We start from the raw sequence: 18,713 nt of genomic DNA on the forward strand, positions 1-18,713 counted from the left end.
GGAAAAGGGCTTACAGGCACTCCTACGCGTCGCATGGGCCATTGGCCATATGCATCGAGGATCGTATAGGGAGCAGCGTCCCTGACATTGGTTCATATACCGCGAAACACGATAACAAATCTGCCTGTAAGCTTGTAGACCAATGTAGCGGCAAAGCCGCTCAAAGCAAGCTGCTCAAGGCTTCGGCAGGAAGTATCTCGTCTCGAAGGTGGAGTGCAGAATAGACTTAGTCCTTTGACCGGGGGATGGAAGATGTGAGTGGGCGATACGCTCTCCGAAGCCCGGTCCACTCGGGCTTCTGTTCCAAAATGACTTGCTCAAGAAGTTGCGGAAGGTCATGTAAGAAATATTGCAGGTCCGCGGTGTTGCCTTCGTAACTATAGCGAATGCGCTCGAAAGTTTTGCTCCCAGCCGCGAGAGCGAACGGAAGGTCCCTAGCAATTTGTCGTCCAAGCCCCTCTTCAATCCTGTCCCACTCGCTCTTCCTGTGTACGAGAATATCGTTATCCCAATTTTGCTGAATTCGAGCCCTCGTTGCGGGGCTAAGTGCGTCGTAAAGTTCCTTCAGGTTATGACCCCAAGGTACCGCCCCCGTCTCGATGCACGCGAGGCATTTCAAAAACAGCTCGATGGTGAGGGCGCCAATCACGATCGCCGGCTCACCAATCGTCACGCTTAGCTGAACGTCATCTGGGCCCACAGCGTTGCGGAGAATCGCGAGCGTCTGAAAAAAACAGTCGCCTTGCTCGAAAACTTTCGACGCATCGATCTGCGGGCTTGCCATGTTTTGATGCTCCTACCTCAGATAAATACTTGATCGAAAAGGCCGCCCGTCAAGGCTGCTACCTTTCCAGTGAGGTTCATCCGACTGGCGATAAGCTTTTCGGGATCGACCTTTGACGAAAGATTTTCGCGGCGCTTGCGACCGAGGAAGAATGCGATGCGTTCTGCGTTCGCTCCACTTGGATGTGGAAGACCAGAGAGTACTCTACGACGATCAAACCCGGTTTGTTGCGCGACCATATTAACCGCTTGATCGGCGACGGGGCCAAGCGGGACGAGCAGCGCATTCGGAAGAAGTGCAAGCTCGGAGGCGAACCAGTTCATCAATTGTTTTTGCAGAATAGGTACCCCTAGGGGTGTCGGAGCCCCACTATAGTTCTTCCCATCGATAAAGACGGGATATCGCAGAACAGAGGTAAAATGAACGAGATGCGCGTCCGCTTCCCAAAGCGATCTAGTCGTGGCGACTCGTAAAACTTGGTTCAAGCCAATGCTATCGAGCAACGCGACCAAGTTAGTTCTCATCGGACCTGAGAAGCTGGCAAACACTTTTGCTTCGCGCATAGCGTCGGCCTCGCCTTGACCATTCTTCAGGCAATGCCAGGCCGCAATGAGTGCGTTTTCCATCTGCTGCCTTCCCGGTGTCAGCCCGACGATAACAATTTTCGCCCCGAGATTGACGTAGTCAAAAGGCGCATATGCCACATGAATTTTCTTTCCCCGCACGTCCCCCTCGTCGATCAGCAAATGCCTGGGTTCTACAATTTCGGCGCGGAGTTCGGGTTCAGACAAGATGCGGAGTATCGGAGCAAAGGAAGAGAAAAGCTTGCTGTCCATTTTTGTGCGTACTCTCAGTAAAAAAGGGGGCGGGACGCGAAAGCGACGGTGACAATGCGGTCGCCAACGGCGACCACGTAGGCATTGCGGCGACGGTAGAAATTGATGATGTTGGTGAAGGCGCTGCCAGCGTCCTGGCGGAGTTCACGCATGCTCCCTTTGGCTAGTGAGTACTTCCGCGCTCCATCGCCGGCCTCGCGCGAGTGCCCATAGGCAATGATGGCCTCTGCGACGAATGGTGGAATGCTCCGTTCAGCGGAACGCTCGCGTGCATGGCGCGTGAATTGATAATCCGGTTCCATGGCAATCCTCACTCATTGGGCGATTGAGACCGACAGGCGTTCAGGCCCGCCCGTTGTCGGGGATTCGATGGTTTGGATTGTTAGCCAGGATTTCCAAATCCGCTGCTTCAAGCCGCGCCCATCGCACGCCGGAGACGGTGCCCCAATTCCCGACGGCGTTCGGCCGACGCCAATATGGGATCGGCATTCGTTGCAGTTCGCCGAGGGCTTCCTCGAAATCGACGACCTGAATCTCCGAACCCTTTGCGCCGATTGTGTACCCGCCACCACGCTTCAGACCTGGGTGAAAAGTCGAGTCATCGCGCGCGACTGGAACGAAGACGGCGCGCTCAAGCGGGGAGTGCTTGGCTCCATATTGAGGCAGAGCCTGTTCACGCCAGATCGAGTTCCAGAACTCCGGGCGATCGCTAAGCCAAGCAAGGGCTTCCTGGGCGGGAATTTTGCCCTCCACAGGTGAGAAGATTCGCTTCTCGCCCGACATCATATTGCGAATTCGGCCTTCCGAGACTCCGCCAAAAACAGCCAGCGCGGCTGGCTCAATCGGCTGTCCGTGATCCAGCGCCCATCGATTGCGAGCCATGAGCACAAAGCGGTGGAGGTCGCTGTTTGTAGGGATGCCCCATTGGGTGGCGGGCGTAGCCAGGAGAAATTGTTCAGCGTGGCTGATCGCTTTCCCAAGATTCTCTTCACGTTCGTCCGCGTTTTCGGCGCCATCCAGGACGATACCGTAGAGGGCATAGGCGGCCAGATCGTGCAAATGAGTACCGAGTACCCACTCCGAGTAGCAGTAGCTGCTTGCTCCATCGAGGGCTTCGCGCCATTCAGATGGGTCGTCAAGTTTTCCGCCCGAGGCGTTCAACACGCCAGCAATCATCCGGGCCATCCCGGCATCCACCTCTTCTTTGCCGACGATGCGAGTGAGGAAATTACCCGCGGCGGCTACAATATCGGCGAGCGTTGCAGCGGCATCGCCATCACTTCCGTATTGCTCATGAAAAATCGTGGCGCGCTCTTCTGCAGGAATCTGCGAATTTGATTTAGTGTCCATATTGATACGGGCTTTCATGTGAAAATGTGATTAGGTATCGTCATCTTATATCCCTCAAAATTACGTCAAAATTATGGCAAGTGAAATCGTGACCAAACAATATCCTCATTCTTGCCTCTCAAGTGTTGAGGGTGATCGCGCGTGTGGGTCGTCCCGAGGCATCGGCTGCTACCGGAATGAGGCCGGGCTACTGCGTGCGGAGGGATCGATCACAGTGATTAGAGCGAAAAGCCCGTATGGTCGGGCAATGACCAAGCGAATCACGAAAAGGCGCGGGGGAGTATGAACGCCGTAGAGATCGAAGAAGCCATCTCGGCGCTCGCCGAGCAGCCGTTCGACCGCGAGGAGTTCCCCTTCGCCTTCCTTCAAGCCTTCGGCAACAAGGAGACGACGATCAAACGCCTGCGCAAGGGCGAGTCGAACAAGTCCGACCTGGCCGGCGTGCTTCAGACCAACAACATCCATATCGCCGTCGCCGTCCCCGGCGAGGTCACGAAGACGCTTGCTGCACTCAAAGCCAGCCCGGCGACCGCCCGGGCCAAGGCAAAATTCGTTCTGGCAACCGATGGAGAGACCTTCGAGGCCGAGGACTTGGCGAACGGCGAGACGGTCGCGTGCGCCTATACCGACTTCCCGAACCATTTCGGCTTCTTCCTGCCGCTGGCCGGGATCACGACCGTCAAGCAGGTTCGCGACAGCTCCTTCGACATCCGGGCCACCAGCCGCTTAAACAAACTTTATGTCGAGCTTCTGAAGGACAATCCTGAATGGGGCACCACCGAGCGCCGCCCCGACATGAATCATTTTATGGCGCGGCTTATCTTTTGCTTCTTCGCGGAAGACACCGACATCTTCAACGGTGCCAGCCTGTTCACGTCAACGATCGAGCAGATGAGCACGCGGGACTCGTCCAATACCCATGAGGTTATCGGCGCGCTGTTCCTAGCTATGAACACAAAGATCGAGGATCGCGCCGCCGCAAACCTTCCCCGTTGGGCCACCGTGTTTCCTTATGTGAACGGCGGGCTCTTCTCGGGCAGCTTGGACGTGCCGCGCTTCAGCCGGATTGCGCGCTCCTATCTCCTCCATATCGGAAATCTCGACTGGACCAAGATCAATCCGGACATCTTCGGCTCGATGATCCAGGCCGTCGCCGACGACGACGAGCGCGGCGCGCTTGGGATGCACTACACCAGCATGCCGAACATCCTGAAAGTGCTGAGCCCGCTATTCCTCGATGACCTGCGGGCGCGGCTTGAGGAGGCGGGCGACAACGCCCGCATGTTGCTCAATCTGCGCAAACGCTTGGCGAAAATACGGGTCTTCGATCCGGCCTGCGGGTCCGGGAACTTCCTAGTCATCGCCTACAAGGCAATGAGGGGGATCGAAGCCGAGATTAACAAGCGGCGCGGCGAAGCGGACCACCGCACTGAAATCCCGCTCACGAATTTCCGGGGCATCGAGTTGCGCGACTTCCCGGCTGAGATCGCGCGCCTTGCGTTGATCATCGCGGAATTTCAGTGCGATGTGCTTTATCGTGGTCAGAAGGAAGCGCTCGCGGAGTTTCTGCCTCTCGATACGGAGAACTGGATCACCTGCGGCAACGCGCTGCGGCTGGATTGGATGAGCATCTGTCCGCCGGCGGGGGTGGGAGTAAAACACCACGCAGAAGACCTATTTCATACGCCACTCGATCAGGCGCAGATCGACTTCGAGAATGAAGGCGGTGAGACGTATATATGCGGGAATCCCCCTTATCGCGGAAGCAAGTACCAAACTCCGGACCAAAAGGCAGATCTTCAGCGAGTTTTCGACGGCATTTCGCGCACTTGGAACTCGCTTGACTATGTAACTGGGTGGATCATGAAGGCAGCCCGCTACAGTCAGAATGTCGATGCCACAAGCGCCTTCGTCTGCACTAATTCTATTTGCCAAGGGGTCCAAGTGCCGAGCCTATGGCCCTTTGTTTTCAACTTAAAGCAGAGGATTGTATTTGCCCATACCTCATTTAAATGGGCAAATTTGGCGAGCAGGAATGCTGGGGTTACAGTAGTAGTCGTAGGAATTGGCAGCAACAAGGTGCCGCGGGAATGCCGATTGTTTGAGGGCGGGGATGATTCATCAAACATTGTTAGAGCTGTTCCGAATATCAATGCCTACCTGGTAGGTTCAAAGGACATCATTGTCGATAAAAGTCGGCATCGCACCGATGAACTTTCAGAAATGGATTTTGGAAGTAAAGCAGTTGATGGGGGGCACCTTTATCTGGATCGCACTGAGAAGGAAGCGCTCGAAAAGACCTCTCCAAAGGCCGCACAATTTATCAGACGTGTATTTGGCGCTGCCGAGCTCGTGAAAGGCTTGGAACGTTATTGTTTTTGGATCAATGACGACGAAGTGCCAATTGCTGAGAGCATAGAGCCTATTGCTGAGCGGCTTCGCGCTGTTCGACAAATGAGGCTCGAAAGTCAGAAAGCGCCAACAAGAGCCGGTGCCTCCCAACCGCATAAGTTTGAGGAGCGACGACAGGTTGGTAACGAAACAATCATTGCGCTGCCCCGAATAACCTCGGAGAACAGGGATTATTTGCCCGTCGGATTGCTTCCGGCCGGCACAATAGTCAGCAGCCAGCTTTTTTCCTTCTACGATTGTGATCTGTTTTATTTCTCAATCTTGGCATCCAGGCTCCACTGGGTATGGATGGGGACAGTTTGCGGCCGATTAGAAATGCGCTTCTCGTATTCCAACACTCTTGGCTGGAACACCTTCCCGGTGCCGATTCTTACCGAAAAAAACAAGACCGACCTCGAACGCTGCGCCATGGACATCATTTTAGCGCGCGAGGCGCATTTCCCGGCGACAATCGCCGATCTCTACGACCCGCACAACATGCCAGCTGACCTTCGCGAAGCACACGAACGCAATGACGAAGTGCTTGAGCGCATCTATATCGGTCGTCGATTTCGCAACGACACCGAGCGTCTGGAAAAGCTGTTCGAGCTCTATACCAAGAGCAGGGCACAATTAAAAAGCCGCAAGGCGGAGGCAAGCGCGTGACAGAAAAAACCAAATCCGTCCCGTCGGTCTCCGTTTCCTATGCCCGCAACCGAAATTCGACTAAGGCAAATGCTCTTGGAATGCGGCCCATGCAGGAGCGCGCTTATGAGAAACGCGGAGAACAATATCTTCTCATCAAGTCGCCGCCAGCCTCAGGCAAGAGCCGCGCGCTCATGTTCATTGCGCTCGACAAGCTTCACAATCAGAGCCTGAAGCAAGCCATCATCGTCGTGCCGGAGAAATCAATCGGCGCGAGCTTCAATGATGAGCCGCTGACCAAGTATGGGTTTTGGGCCGATTGGCGTGTGGAGCCGAAATGGAACCTCTGCAATGCCCCCGGCTCGGACAATGGCGGCAAGGTCAAGTCCGTCGAGGCGTTCCTGCAAAGCAGTGACAAAGTGCTAGTTTGCACCCACGCCACGTTGCGCTTCGCCGTCGATCAATATGGCGTTGAAGCGTTCGATGACCGGCTGATTGCCATCGACGAATTTCATCATGTTTCGGCCAATCCCGACAACAGACTCGGCTTTCATCTCGGTCAATTCATGGCTCGGGACCGCGTGCATGTTGTGGCGATGACGGGCTCATATTTCCGGGGTGACGCAGAAGCCGTGCTTGCCCCGCAGGATGAGACGAAGTTCGATACCGTCACCTACACCTATTACGAGCAGCTCAACGGTTACGAATATCTCAAGCAACTCGACATCGGTTATTTCTTCTATTCCGGCTCCTATGCCGACGACATCCTGAATGTGCTCGACCCCGCCGAGAAAACGATCGTCCACATTCCGAACGTCAATTCGCGCGAAAGCACGAAGGACAAGATCAAGGAAGTCGAGCACATCATCGGGGCGCTGGGCGAATGGCAAGGGGCCGATCCCACGACCGGCTTCCAGTTGGTCAAGACGCCGGAAGGCCGCATCCTTCGCATCGCCGATCTGGTCGATGATGACCCTACCAAGCGCGACCGCGTTTCCGCTGCGCTGAAAGACCCCGCGCAGAAGAACAACCGCGACCATGTGGACATCATCATCGCCCTCGGCATGGCGAAGGAGGGCTTCGATTGGATTTGGTGCGACCACGCGCTAACTGTCGGCTATCGCTCCAGCCTGACCGAGATTGTGCAGATTATCGGCCGTGCGACCCGCGACGCGCCAGGCAAGACCCGCACGCGCTTCACCAACCTCATTGCCGAACCGGATGCTTCGGAAGCAGCCGTTACCGAAGCTGTGAACGATACGCTGAAGGCTATCGCAGCCAGCCTTCTCATGGAGCAGGTGCTTGCGCCGCGCTTCGAGTTCAAGCCCAAGAATCCGGCAAGTGGCCCGGTGGAAGGCTTTGACTATGGCGAAGGTGGCTACGACCCGAATAAGTGCAATGTCGGTTTCAATGAGGAGACGGGGCGCTTCCAGATCGAGATCAAAGGGCTGACCGAACCCAAGAGCAAGGAGGCCGCGCGAATCTGCCAGGAGGATTTGAACGAGGTGATCGCCGCTTTCGTTCAGGACAAGACCACCATCGAGCGCGGTCTGTTTGACGAAGAGCTCGTACCCGAGGAGCTGACACAAGTTCGTATGGGCAAGATCATCAAGGACAAATATCCCGAACTCGACGAGGAAGATCAGGAGGCCGTGCGTCAGCACGCCATCACCGCTCTCAACCTGACCCAGCAGGCCAAACAGGTAGCGCTTGGCGGTGGTGGCGGTGACACTGAGCCAACCGCCAACACCGCCCTGATTGACGGGGTCCGAAAGTTTGCGATGGACGTGCGCGACCTGGATATCGACCTTATCGACCGCATAAATCCGTTCGGCGAAGCCTACGCGATCCTCGCCAAGACGATGAGCGAGGACAGCTTGAAGCAAGTCGCGGCGGCGATTGCCGCTAAGCGCACCAGCCTGACACCGGAGGACGCCAAGGAATTGGCTGTCCGCGCTGTCAAATTCAAAAAGGAGCGCGGCCGGCTCCCCTCCATCAGTTCGACGGACGCTTGGGAAAAGCGGATGGCCGAAGGTGCCGCTGCCTTCGTCCGCTTCAAGGATGAGGGTCGCTATGAGTGACCTCGATCTCGACGAATTGCGCGCGGAACTCGAAGACTTCGCCCAGCCCGAGGCGCGTGGCGGGCGCTCGCCACGTGAGGAACGCATCATCGCGGGCTTTGAGGAAATCCAGCGTTTCGTCGAACAGCACGGACGGCCGCCGCAGCATGGCGAAGATAAGGGCATCTTCGAGCGACTGTATGCCGTGCGCCTCGATCGCATGCGTGCGTTTGAGGAATGCCGTTCGCTTCTCGCGCCGCTCGATCACCAGGCGCTCCTGGCCGGAGCGGAGAATGCACCTACTGCGCCGGTGGAGACGATGGACGATGACGAGCTTCTCGCCGAGCTAGAGGGCGCTGCAGGCGCGTCCGACATCACCGAGCTTCGCCATGTTCGTACCGCCGCCGACAAGCGCGCCGCCGAGGAAATCGCCAACCGCACCGTTTGTGAAGACTTCGAGCAGTTTAAGCCCCTGTTTGCCCGCGTAGCAAAAGAGCTTGAGGCCGGCATTAGGATCACTCGGCAGATCAGGAAGGATGCAGGTTTCTTGAAAGCGGACATCAAGGAAGGTGAGTTCTTTGTCCTTGGCGGTCAAACTGCGTATATCGCGGATGTAGGTGAACAAATAAGGGCTCCAAATGGCGAGTTCGACGCGCGCCTGCGTGTGATCTATTCGAACGCTACGGAGAGCAATATCCTGCTCCGTTCGCTTCAGCGCGCGCTTTACAAGGATGAAACAAGCCGTCGCGTATCGGAGCCTACCGCTGGCCCGCTGTTTTCCGCTGAAGCCGATGACGGCGATCTAGCGAGTGGCACCATCTATGTCTTGCGCAGCAAGTCTGACCATCCGGTTGTTGCCGCTCACCGCAATGTTCTGCACAAAATCGGGGTTACCAGCGGCGACGTTGGACGGCGCATCGCGAACGCGAAACTTGACCCGACCTTCCTGATGGCTGACGTGGAAATCGTCGCTTCCTATGAACTTTACAACATTAACCGAACGAAGCTTGAGAACATTATCCATCGTGTCTTCGACCCCGCGCGACTGGACATCGAAATAAAGGATCGGTTCGGCAATCCTGTGATCCCGCGCGAATGGTTCCTTGCGCCACTGTTCGTTATCAACGAAGCTGTCGAGCGGATCAGGGATGGAACGATTACCGGTTATGCTTACGATCCCAAGGCAGCAGCCTTGGTGAATGCCAAGACTTGATGCTCTGCTTGAACGCTGGGCGGAGTTTGAGCGAAAAGCGGGCTGAGAGTATTATGTTGAACGCCTGAACGGGGGGACTAGTGGGCACACGGGACACGTTTTCGGGCGGCGGCTCAATCATGCGTGGAGGAAAGGATGGCCGCCTTCAATGGACATCCCTGGACCCTGCTGAAAACAGACAAAGCCCTAAGTCTACCAAGGGACCCCGCAAACGAGCGCCGTCGCGAATTGAGATCGAACGACGGTCACAAGAAGCCGATAGACAAGAGGCGAAGCTGATCCGCAGCTTCATTTCTCAGTGCGCAACGGCTTATGCGGCAGAAAAGCTTGACGCATCCCGTCCAGAGCCGCCGAAATCGTTGAAGGGCCGGATAAAGAATTCTGGTGGCAACGTTGGATGGCTGGCAGCTCAGCCGAGTTACCAAGCGTTTTTTCACCAGGCCTATTGTCGGATTATAGGCAAGGATATTCCCATTGAAAAAGTGTGGGCCCAGCCCAAGTAGAGAACCTCCCCCAGGACGGCTGGCAGGCATCCAACAGACTGGAAGATAAAGCCTTGTTATTGCGAATTGCTGATTAGGCCGGAACCGATTCCAGGCGATCCTGCTTTAACTCTCGCTCGCCCGACCATCGATAGGCGGTCAAATAGCCTTTCTTCGCGACACTGAAATCGAGACATGCTGCGTTCCGCGCAGTGATTTCCGGCTCGCCCTTCAACCAATAATGACCAAAAAATACTGGCTTTTCTTCGAGGTAGCGGTAGTCATTTGGGAGCTTCGAATCGGGCAGTTCACTTTCCCGTCCCTCCAATCCAAGGGCGGCCTTGCGAAATGTTGTCGCCTCCTGATCCCACCAGCGGAGTCGAACTTCTTCCCGCCTGTGACCATCTTTGTCGAAAAAATGAATTCCCGCAGGCAACCGCTGTTCTGGGCCCTTCAAGAGTATTTCGACGGCGGCATGCGCTTGTGTCCCATGGCGGTAGCTCTCCCGGATTCCCGTCTCCGTGAGGCACCCGCGCCCGTCAACCATTGACGTTAGTGCCTTGCGCGAAGTTTCATGCCAACAAGCGTGGACCACTCGAATGCCTGGAAGGTCGAGCCAAACCGGCAGGCTCCTGAACCAGCCGATAGCGTTCTGATGGGAAGTCGAGTTCTCTTCGAACTGATTAAGGAACTCTGCGTGCTGGTGCGCATTCTTCGCAGAATGGCTTCGAAGAAAATCTCCATCCTCACGTTGAGTAGCCCAGCCGATCGCGTTGAACTCGTGGTTTCCCAAGATTGCGCGAGCCGATCCCGCCTCGCACATAGCGCGGGCAATCCGAAAAACTTCAAACTGTTGCGGGCCACGATCAATGAAGTCGCCCACGAAAATCATTTTCCGTTCTGGATGCCGAAAAATCCCTTCAATTTCGATATAGCCGAGCTTTTCTAGCAACCGATGCAGGGCGTCTGCATGACCGTGGATGTCGCCGACAAGATCGTAACCTTGCTCAGATTTGCTCAAAGCACTCCCCTCGGGGCTTTGGTGGCCCGCCAAGCTTTGTATTGGCTACGCATGCAATTCCCGCAGGGTCGATAGCCAGCCGCGATTGCTGTGGCTTCGTCAGCGAAGAATACTCGATGTTTTTGATAGGTGGTGCCAGCTGCAACCGCCCTCATGGCGGAAGAGCAATTCAGCTGACCGTAAACCTTCATTCGGCCATTTCCTCCGAAAGTGCCGGGAGTGGGGCTAGAAAAAATCTGTCGGTCCTCACCAAGCAGCCGATATATTTTGGGCATTGTCCGCTCCACTTCACATTCCTTTTGCTCGCGATGTTTATTCGAGGCCCGTGGGTTTGGGGTCATGGCCGTTACTGCTCTCCCATCGAGCAATCGATGCTGCCGACCTATTCGTCAAGTGATGTTACGGGAACTCACTTTAGCTTCCCATTCGGGGCAGCATGCGTGAGCCTGGCGCGTTGAGAACCGTGGCAGGCGTCTATCGCACTCTATGTTACTACTCGCGTACACCTAGCGTAGGGTGCGATCGCCCTCGAAAACGAGTTAACTTCCTCTTCAACCCAAAAAGGCTCAACGGTTGCGGCCCTGTGCCGTGTTTGGGATGCGGCAACTCCGAAATGACGAGTCTCTATTGGCGTCGTACGATTCCCTCCCGCTTTCCCCAGGATACGGCCGCAAACATCTGGTTTTTTGGAGACTAGTTGACTAGACTATCAAGGGCCCTGCTTAGGGTCCTGATAGAGGGCTAAATTGGCCGATTGTTCGGATAGTCGCGGGTGACCGCCCGGCTGGAAAAAATCCAGCCTCAGAACACAGTAGCCCCCCTCAAGACTTTCAATGATGGCAACTCGGCACGCTCCAGGGCGACGAGCGATCCTGCCATTCACCTGCAAAATCCTGACCTTCGCAAGGTAGCTGCTCGTCAACCGGGGCCGCTCGCGCCGACCGCGGAGCGGCCGGCCTTGAGAACAGAGGAGCTACGTTTCCAGAGTGAGAGAGGGCCTAAAGAGCAGCCAGAGAACTCCACTTCTGAATTGTGGAAGCTCCATCATTCCATCCAAAGATTGCTGAGGCCGCCGGTTGCCGAGGATGGAACGCGTAAGAGGGGCCCATCTGTCTGCGGATGCGGATACGCCTCAACTGCGAACGACGACGTTACTCTGCATGTGAGAAGAACGGGGTCTCGGCCGCAAGCCTCTGTCTCGGGGATTTACAGGTGCGGGTCGCCCTGGCTTTGTCCAATTTGCAGCAAGCGGACCGCCATTCAGCGTCAGGCGCGTGTGCAGAAGGTGGCCGAGGCGACCCAGGCGCAGGGAGGCATCTTTGCGCACGTGGTCATAACCGTCCGTCACAAACGTGGACAAAGCCTGGCGGAGCTAAAAGCGGCGGTGACCGAATCCAGCCGCGCCGCGCGATCCGGGCGGGCCTGGAAGGCCATACAAGCATCGGGGCAGGTTCTCGGTGTGTTGTCTGCACCCGAGGTGACCTATTCCACGAAAGCAGGTTGGCATTTTCATGTTCACCAGGGCATTCCGATGTTGACGTCGGATGTGGACAGGGCCACCGCAGCCTGCAAACAATTCGTCGAGCGCTATCTACAGGAACTCGAAAAGCGTGGCTTCGATGCGAATTGGAATGGGCAGCACGTAAGCATCAGTCACGATCCTCAAGGCGCCGCCGCCTACATTGGCAAAGGGCTGTCGTGGGAGATTGCCGGCGGCACCGCCAACAAAGCAAAGGCTCGACTGGATGGCTCTCTGGCCCCCTTCGAGATTGCACGCCGAGCTGCTAACGGCAGTGAACAGATGCGCGCCCTTTGGCTCGAATATGCAGCAGTCATGCCTGGCACACGCAGTTGCGTAATAACGGCGGCCCTCGCAAAGCACCTCGAAATTCAAACCGAGGATGTTGACGGCGATGAAGAAGATTCCACCGACGAAACGGAACCCACCGACGTCGTGGGAACGCTCCCCACGATCAACTGGAACACCATTCTGCGACTCGGTCATGCTCCCCGGCTTCTTGGAGAATTAGAGACCCGGGAAGCGGCAGCATGGCCGGCAATTCGAGCCTGGGCAATCAAGGTATCGACGGAGCTAAGGCCGGAGGACATCCCCTGCGGATCCGCGCCAGCCGCTGCTTCCATAGTCGCGAGAATGTCCCGATCCGATTTGACGCGAACGATTGCATGGCGAGGCCTAGAGACGATGCCGGGTCGGCGTTTCATCGAAAGCGAGGTCGGTCGGCTGCAGGATGATTGGATGAAGTTCGGGGGTCCCAAGCCGCCGGGCATCTCAGATGTTGTCGGATGTCTCGCAAAGATATCGCGGGAATCTAAGCCGGCTATGCGGCCAATTTAGCGGGCCCTTGAGAACGAGCCCATTTGTGAGATTCTAGTGCGATGAGGCCGCGAAGGAGCAGAGAGCGAAGACAGTAGCCAGCCATGTTTTGAGGCCCCTCGTGCCCAAAAACCAATGCTCCCCTGTCGGTCGCCTTGAGTGGGAAAACTGATGTCAGATTGGAGTCAGACGATCCAACGCAAAGTGGGGCGCGCCGGAAGACCGCCGGTTGCGCACCCGCGGCTAAAGGTTTTCAAAGTGCGCGCCAACCTGGAGGAGGAGGCGATGCTCAACGCTGGCGCCAGTGCGGCGTGCCTTCCAATTGCAACCTTCCTCCGCAAGCGAGCCCTGGGCACGGTCCGCTTTCCCGTTCCCAAATCTGACTTGCAAACCGCAGCACAGCTCGCTCGCCTGGGGAATCTTCTCAACCAGGCGGTCGCCCTGGCGCATCGCGGTAGTGCGCCGGCTTGGCCTTCCCAGGAAATGGCTGAACTTCAGAACGTTTGTGGTCGCCTCGCTGTTCTCCTCATCGAGACGCGCCAACCTGATCGAGTCCCGACTCTCGATGTGGTGGATCAGATGTCGATGAAAACGCGTGACGCATGAGCGTGAGACAGATCATTCGGCGGTGCGTTGCAAACTTCCTCTATCCGTCAGAACCCGACCTAGTCTCCTATGACACTATCATAAAGGTTTTGAACCGCCGCCGGAGCAGGCTGGACCTCCCTCACGTAAAGGAATTTAAATTGCCCGAACGGCCGTTCCGGCCACAGCCTTACTCAGTCGCCTCGACCGGTTCGACGGAGTCCTCATCTGCGACTTACGATTACGTACCGCCGGACGATTTTGGCGTGGAAGAGCCGCGCGGGTATCGTCCATGATATCCAAGATAAAGAAAGGTGCAGATGCCGGCGGGTTGCTGCGGTATATTTTTGCACAGCGGGACGGCGAAAGGCGTACGCGAGAAGGCGTAGTCGATCTCGGTGGCACCATACCCGGCTCATCTGTTGGCGAAATGGCGCAATACGTTTCGCATCTAACCTCGCTACGCCCGCTTCTGCGCAAAAACGTTGCGCACCTCATTCTCCGATGGACAAAGGACGACAATCCGTCGGTGATCGATCAGCAACAGATGGCCAGATTGCACGCGGAGCGGCTGGGCTTTTTACATTGGACGGCAGTTTCCCATGGAAATCATCTGCACATCGCCGCATCTCGCGTGAACGCGGACGGCTCGGTGGTGACAGACAGTGACGATTTTCGACGTGGAGAAGAGAGCAGGGCGGAACTTGAGCGAGTGTTCCGCCTAGTGCAGGTACCTCCCTCTCATCTTCGAGACCGCGGCCAATCTCTTCATCATGTGAGAGCGCCGACTCAAGAAGAGATGGCAGTCTGTGCCTCAGGAGGCGGTTCAGTACGGGGGCAGTTGCAGGAGGCCGTTTCGGCGGCTCTCGGTGACGATGTCGTCGCTCTATCCACGTTTCTGCGTAGACTTAACGCGGTTGGCATCGAGGTGAAGCTCAATGTTGGCACTACAAACCGGATCGCCGGAATTTCGTTCCGCTTAGACGGAATCGAGATGAAAGGTTCGAGCTTGGGCCGCTCTTTCTCTTGGCCTCAGTTACAACGCAGAGGAGTGACCTATGACATCGAGAGAGACTTGGAGAGCGTCAACGAATGCATCTACGGACGCCCGGATCGACAAAATTCGTCGGTCCGCCGACGAGAGCATCGCGCAGATCAACGAGATGAAGGCTGCTCCGGAGCAGATCGCGACGCAGCTGCTGCCCCTCGCAAAATCTCTCGCGACATTGTCCGACGAGGTGAAGGACTCCCTGAAGATCATGCATTCGACGGTAACGAATCTGCCGGAAGCCTGTTGCACGGAGATAAAGGAGGCGACGGGAAAGGCGGAAAAGTCGCTAACGTCCCTCTACAGCGCGACAATGCAAGTATGCAACCAAGCCGTCCAAGTGGCGAACTACGCCAAGGAAATCGATCAACGGCACCGGCGGGGTATTTGGCGAGCGGCCCTGACCGTCGGAATTCTCTCGTCAGTGCCGCCGACAATCATCGGCTTGGCCATTGCCCAGGCCACGGGAAATCCGCCGTTGCGGCTGCTGAAGGCACTGTTGGGGATATAGAGGTGTTGGACGGTTCGGAAACTGCTGAAGAAGCACTCCGGAAATGGAGCCGCAACATGGCGCGCCAACTTCGCAAATCCCAGCCGGAGGGCGGCGGGCCGCCGGTCGGCTCGCCGTTTATCAGCCCATTTTCTTATCTGCGCAGGATTGCAGACCTGGCTAACATCGAAACGCCCGGGGACCCTACGACTGAGCAGCTCCTTCGGCAGGTGAGGGGCTTTGGTTGCGATCGTTTCGAGATCGGTGTGCTGCCTCCCAAGCATCGAACGGACCTGCATGCGAATCGGATTCGGACGTTCTCGCTGGCTCAGTTGGCCGACCCGAAGACGATCAAGTGGCTCAAACGCATGAATGTTCTGGATCACGATATTTTTGTACGTCCCGCAGCCCGCGATGGCGGATGTGTCGAGCCCTTGGTTCTCATCGACGACTTAACAAGGGAGGCAGTTCAACGGCTGGACAGGGCCGGTCTTCCATTGGCGATCTTGATTGAATCGAGCCCCGCAAATTTTCATGGTTGGGTGAGGATCAGCGACGGACCCATACCCAAGGAGTTGGCCCTATGTGCAGCGCGAATCCTTGCGGCCAATTTTGGTGGTGATCCGGGCGCTATTGGAAGTCGTCAATTTGGTCGCCTTGCTGGGTTCACGAATCGGAAGGCGAAGTATCGTACCGGTAGCGACAAGGCGCCCTTTGCGCGCCTCCGCGCCTCGCAGATGACCGTCGCGCCAAGGGGGGCCGAACTGGTCGTCCGGGCCCAGGCGGTAATTCAGCAGGAACAAGCGATCAAGGTGAGGACGGATGCTAATAGCCGCGCCGTCGTCAAATTGGGCGGGGCGCAGTATGTTGACAACGCCGTCAACCTGTTCGCTTCGGAGCGGCGTCGATGCCGTGTCACCCGAAGTGACGGATCGATTGATGACTCCGCTGCGGACTTTGCCGCAGCAGCGGCCATGCTGGATGCTGGATGGCATACTGATGCGATCACCAGCGCGATCGTCCTGGCATCTCCGCGGGTGGCCGAGCGCCACAAAGATATCTACGCCTATGCGTCGCGGACGGTATCCGCGGCAGCGGCATCAACGAGACCTCGCTATCCGGTGCCGTCCCCACGACCAAAACGGTAGGCGTGGCACCAAGGAGCCAGAAGAGATAGATGCCGCTAACCGTTTCTCGGCCCGTCCAGGGCCGAGCCGTGGGGATGAATTCCGATCAGCCTTCGCTATTTTGGCGCCATTGCTTCATTGCAATCTCGATAACGGGGCGCATTTCGAAATTTATCTGATTGCGAATGTAGTTCGCGACGCTTATTTCCGCGTTTTTGGGTACCGCCGAGAGAGCGGCGGGATACATGGTTTTCAAATGATGGACGGCTGATCGCCCGATACGCCGCGCCAATTGGTCGAGGGATTGACGCAGCTCGTTTTCAAGATCGTCTGCATCAGACCCGATAGGATTCGGCGAAGGAATGACAAGCTCGCGTGACATTTGTTGGCTCCCAGAACCGCGGCACTAATATTATCGATTGTGTCGGTTACGATCGTAAGCGACCATTTTCGCGCTTGAATTCCATCCACGCATTAGCCGGTACGCCGGTGCCCACGCGCTTCAACCAGCCGGCGCGCTGCTCGTTTGTCATGGAATTATACCACTTCATGCCCTCGGCTTCGTCCGCGGTGGGGGTCCTTTCGTCGGCATTCTCCCCCTCCTTCGCCGATTTGCTCGCGTGCATCAGCGGCCCATGATATAAATCATGTGAAGGCCAGGGGCGCTCGATGTCGTAAGCTTGAGCGTCTGCGCGTCCGTCGCGATAAGCGAGTGCCTCTTCGATATCTTCGAATGCGGCGATGACCAGTTTCTCAGCGCCCCACGCGGTGGGCGGGACCACCACAACGCAGTTAAACCCGAGCTTGCCGAGCGCGGCCAGCATCTCTCGATTCATTCTCGGTTTCGGCATCTTGCTTCCTTGATCTCTAGATTCGATCGCTCGACCCCAATGAAGTCGTGGCGGTCACGCCCAATCCATTCGTCCCCACCTTGAAGTCACCGGCGTTAGACGCCCAGCTGGGGTAGTTTTGATCCCTCATAGATTAGCGATACAGCCCAACTTTCGCGAAAATATTCGAGGGGGAGGGTTAAAATTTCGGTTGATTACACGTAGGGGTCGGTACACACTACTGGTACACAACGCCACCTCGGATTTTTGAAAAAACCCTTATTTTACGCGGATTTTTGCAACCGGCTGAGAGTCCCTCCCTCTCCGCCATAATAAAACGGCTTCGAGAAAGCCCCGTAAAATAAGGTCTTACGGCACTCCAGGAGCTTCTGGTGTGGCCCCGGGGTGTAGCCCCAAAGGTAGCGCTAGGATGCCATGTCTGCTGCCGAAAGACAACTTCGGCGCGTCGGCCGGCGGATGCGCTCCGGTCGCGACTCGGTGTTTCGGCTGATATGTATCGCAGGTTCGCCCGCATCCTGCGGCGACTCCGTAGAGAAGCTCGGATTGATCACCGAGGAAGAAGCGCAGGCGATTGCGAGACGCGTCGGGAAGCCGACCTTGGAGTTCGCGGTTTCGATCGTCGCTCCGATCTACTGGGCCCAGCGCGGAGAGCAAGGAGCCGTTTCCGCGCGAAACGGAACGGCCTTTTTCCTCTGCACGCCCGAGGCGCTGTTCGGAGTGACCGCCGCGCATGTCGTCGACGGGCCGGGCGGATGGCGGGAATCCTGCGCCCAACATGGACAGGCGCCGCTGCGGCTCGGCGCGAAGAACGGCAAGTCGATCGAACTGCCGTGGGATGCACGTTGCGTCGATCTCGACCTGGATATCGACGTCGCGACCTTCATGATCTCGCCCCGCGAGATCGAGGCGATCGAGCGCGTGCCGTACGGCGGCCTGCAGACGCAATGGCCGCCTCCGGCACCGCGGATCGACGTCGGCATCACGTATGCCGGATTTCCCGGCGTCGGAACGCGAAATCTCTCGCGCGAGGCTGTCCAGTTCGGGATCCTATGCGGTACCGGACTGGTCAGCAGCGTCAACGATCGTGAAGTTTCCACGCTGCTCGAGCGCGAATATCTAGAGCCCGTCCTCGGCGAAGGTATGGTGCCGGAGGACTACAATTTCGGCGGTATCAGCGGTGGTCCGCTGATCTACAACGTGCTGACCGATCACCAATTGCTGGTGAACGCCCTCGGCGGAGTGATCGTCGCGGGGCCGAACCCTTCGACGGGCGCGCGAGCAGTCGATTCGGGGATTCGAGCTTTTCCAAGCGCGGCGCGCCGATTTCATCACCAGCAGGCGTTTGCAAAAATTGGCCGAGCAATACGACGTGAAGGGCGGTAGCGCGGTGCGCCCCGCGAGAGCGGTCGAGCGGCCGCTGCCGCTGCCGCGCACGACGCCCCCAACTTCGATCTTCTCCGGGGCGGGCGAGGCCTGCCCCCTAGGTCATGATGTC

Annotated in this window: 15 protein-coding genes; 8 read left to right on the top strand and 7 right to left on the bottom strand. The window is 57.1% G+C overall.

The features are described 5' to 3' along the window. Positions 1-226: 226 nt before the first annotated feature. From IVA74_RS40310 to IVA74_RS40325, 4 genes are read right to left on the bottom strand one after another with little or no spacing between them, the layout of a single operon-like run. A complete protein-coding gene (locus tag IVA74_RS40310; protein ID WP_247353671.1) occupies positions 227-784 on the bottom strand; it encodes a hypothetical protein in 558 nt (185 codons plus the stop codon). A gap of 17 nt (positions 785-801) precedes the next feature. Then, positions 802-1,620: a uracil-DNA glycosylase family protein gene (locus tag IVA74_RS40315; RefSeq protein WP_247353673.1), complete on the bottom strand. Its 819-nt coding sequence runs from the start codon at positions 1,618-1,620 to the stop codon at positions 802-804. Positions 1,621-1,634: 14 nt separating this feature from the next. Further along, on the bottom strand, positions 1,635-1,922 hold the full coding sequence (locus IVA74_RS40320; protein ID WP_247353676.1) for a DUF4258 domain-containing protein: 288 nt from the start codon (positions 1,920-1,922) through the stop codon (positions 1,635-1,637). Positions 1,923-1,962: 40 nt separating this feature from the next. Continuing rightward, on the bottom strand, positions 1,963-2,988 hold the full coding sequence (locus IVA74_RS40325) for a hypothetical protein (protein ID WP_247353678.1): 1,026 nt from the start codon (positions 2,986-2,988) through the stop codon (positions 1,963-1,965). Positions 2,989-3,252: 264 nt separating this feature from the next. On the opposite strand from IVA74_RS40325, the gene IVA74_RS40330 reads away from it, so the two are divergent. Genes IVA74_RS40330 through IVA74_RS40340 form a run of 3 tightly spaced genes read left to right on the top strand, consistent with a single transcriptional unit; the run spans position 3,253 to position 9,279 of the window. Then, a complete protein-coding gene (locus tag IVA74_RS40330) occupies positions 3,253-6,027 on the top strand; it encodes a DNA methyltransferase (protein ID WP_247353680.1) in 2,775 nt (924 codons plus the stop codon). Further along, complete coding sequence (locus tag IVA74_RS40335) at positions 6,024-8,087, top strand: DEAD/DEAH box helicase (RefSeq protein ID WP_247353682.1); 2,064 nt, start codon at positions 6,024-6,026, stop codon at positions 8,085-8,087. The genes IVA74_RS40330 and IVA74_RS40335 overlap by 4 nt, the downstream gene beginning before the upstream one ends. Next, entirely contained in the window at positions 8,080-9,279 is a 1,200-nt protein-coding gene (locus IVA74_RS40340; protein WP_247353684.1) for a GIY-YIG nuclease family protein, read from the top strand. Before IVA74_RS40335 ends, IVA74_RS40340 begins: the two co-directional genes overlap by 8 nt. A 576-nt stretch (positions 9,280-9,855) precedes the next feature. Here IVA74_RS40340 and IVA74_RS40345 read toward each other — a convergent pair. Further along, positions 9,856-10,782, bottom strand: coding sequence for a metallophosphoesterase (locus IVA74_RS40345; protein WP_247353686.1), 927 nt, complete (start codon positions 10,780-10,782; stop codon positions 9,856-9,858). Positions 10,783-12,067: 1,285 nt separating this feature from the next. Here IVA74_RS40345 and IVA74_RS40355 point away from each other — a divergent pair. From IVA74_RS40355 to IVA74_RS40370, 4 genes are all read left to right on the top strand, one after another. Next, a complete protein-coding gene (locus IVA74_RS40355; RefSeq protein ID WP_247353688.1) occupies positions 12,068-13,138 on the top strand; it encodes a hypothetical protein in 1,071 nt (356 codons plus the stop codon). 150 nt (positions 13,139-13,288) lie between these two features. Next, complete coding sequence (locus IVA74_RS40360; protein WP_247353690.1) at positions 13,289-13,723, top strand: hypothetical protein; 435 nt, start codon at positions 13,289-13,291, stop codon at positions 13,721-13,723. 1,037 nt (positions 13,724-14,760) lie between these two features. Further along, positions 14,761-15,261, top strand: a complete 501-nt coding sequence (locus IVA74_RS40365; protein WP_247353692.1) for a hypothetical protein — start codon at positions 14,761-14,763, stop codon at positions 15,259-15,261. A 56-nt stretch (positions 15,262-15,317) separates the two neighbouring features. Beyond that, positions 15,318-16,388, top strand: a complete 1,071-nt coding sequence (locus tag IVA74_RS40370) for a DNA-primase RepB domain-containing protein (RefSeq protein WP_247353694.1) — start codon at positions 15,318-15,320, stop codon at positions 16,386-16,388. An 85-nt stretch (positions 16,389-16,473) separates the two neighbouring features. Here IVA74_RS40370 and IVA74_RS40375 read toward each other — a convergent pair whose 3' ends face one another. Together IVA74_RS40375 and IVA74_RS40380 are read right to left on the bottom strand one after the other, a co-directional pair. Continuing rightward, positions 16,474-16,749, bottom strand: coding sequence for a hypothetical protein (locus IVA74_RS40375; protein ID WP_247353696.1), 276 nt, complete (start codon positions 16,747-16,749; stop codon positions 16,474-16,476). 46 nt (positions 16,750-16,795) lie between these two features. Continuing rightward, positions 16,796-17,218, bottom strand: coding sequence for a hypothetical protein (locus IVA74_RS40380; RefSeq protein WP_247353698.1), 423 nt, complete (start codon positions 17,216-17,218; stop codon positions 16,796-16,798). Between the two features lie 543 nt (positions 17,219-17,761). Here IVA74_RS40380 and IVA74_RS40385 point away from each other — a divergent pair. Then, positions 17,762-18,601 (top strand): hypothetical protein, encoded by an 840-nt coding sequence (locus tag IVA74_RS40385; protein WP_247353700.1) that lies wholly within the window; start codon positions 17,762-17,764, stop codon positions 18,599-18,601. Positions 18,602-18,713 lie beyond the last annotated feature (112 nt).

This window comes from Bradyrhizobium sp. 132, from assembly GCF_023074185.1.
Taxonomy (GTDB): domain Bacteria; phylum Pseudomonadota; class Alphaproteobacteria; order Rhizobiales; family Xanthobacteraceae; genus Bradyrhizobium.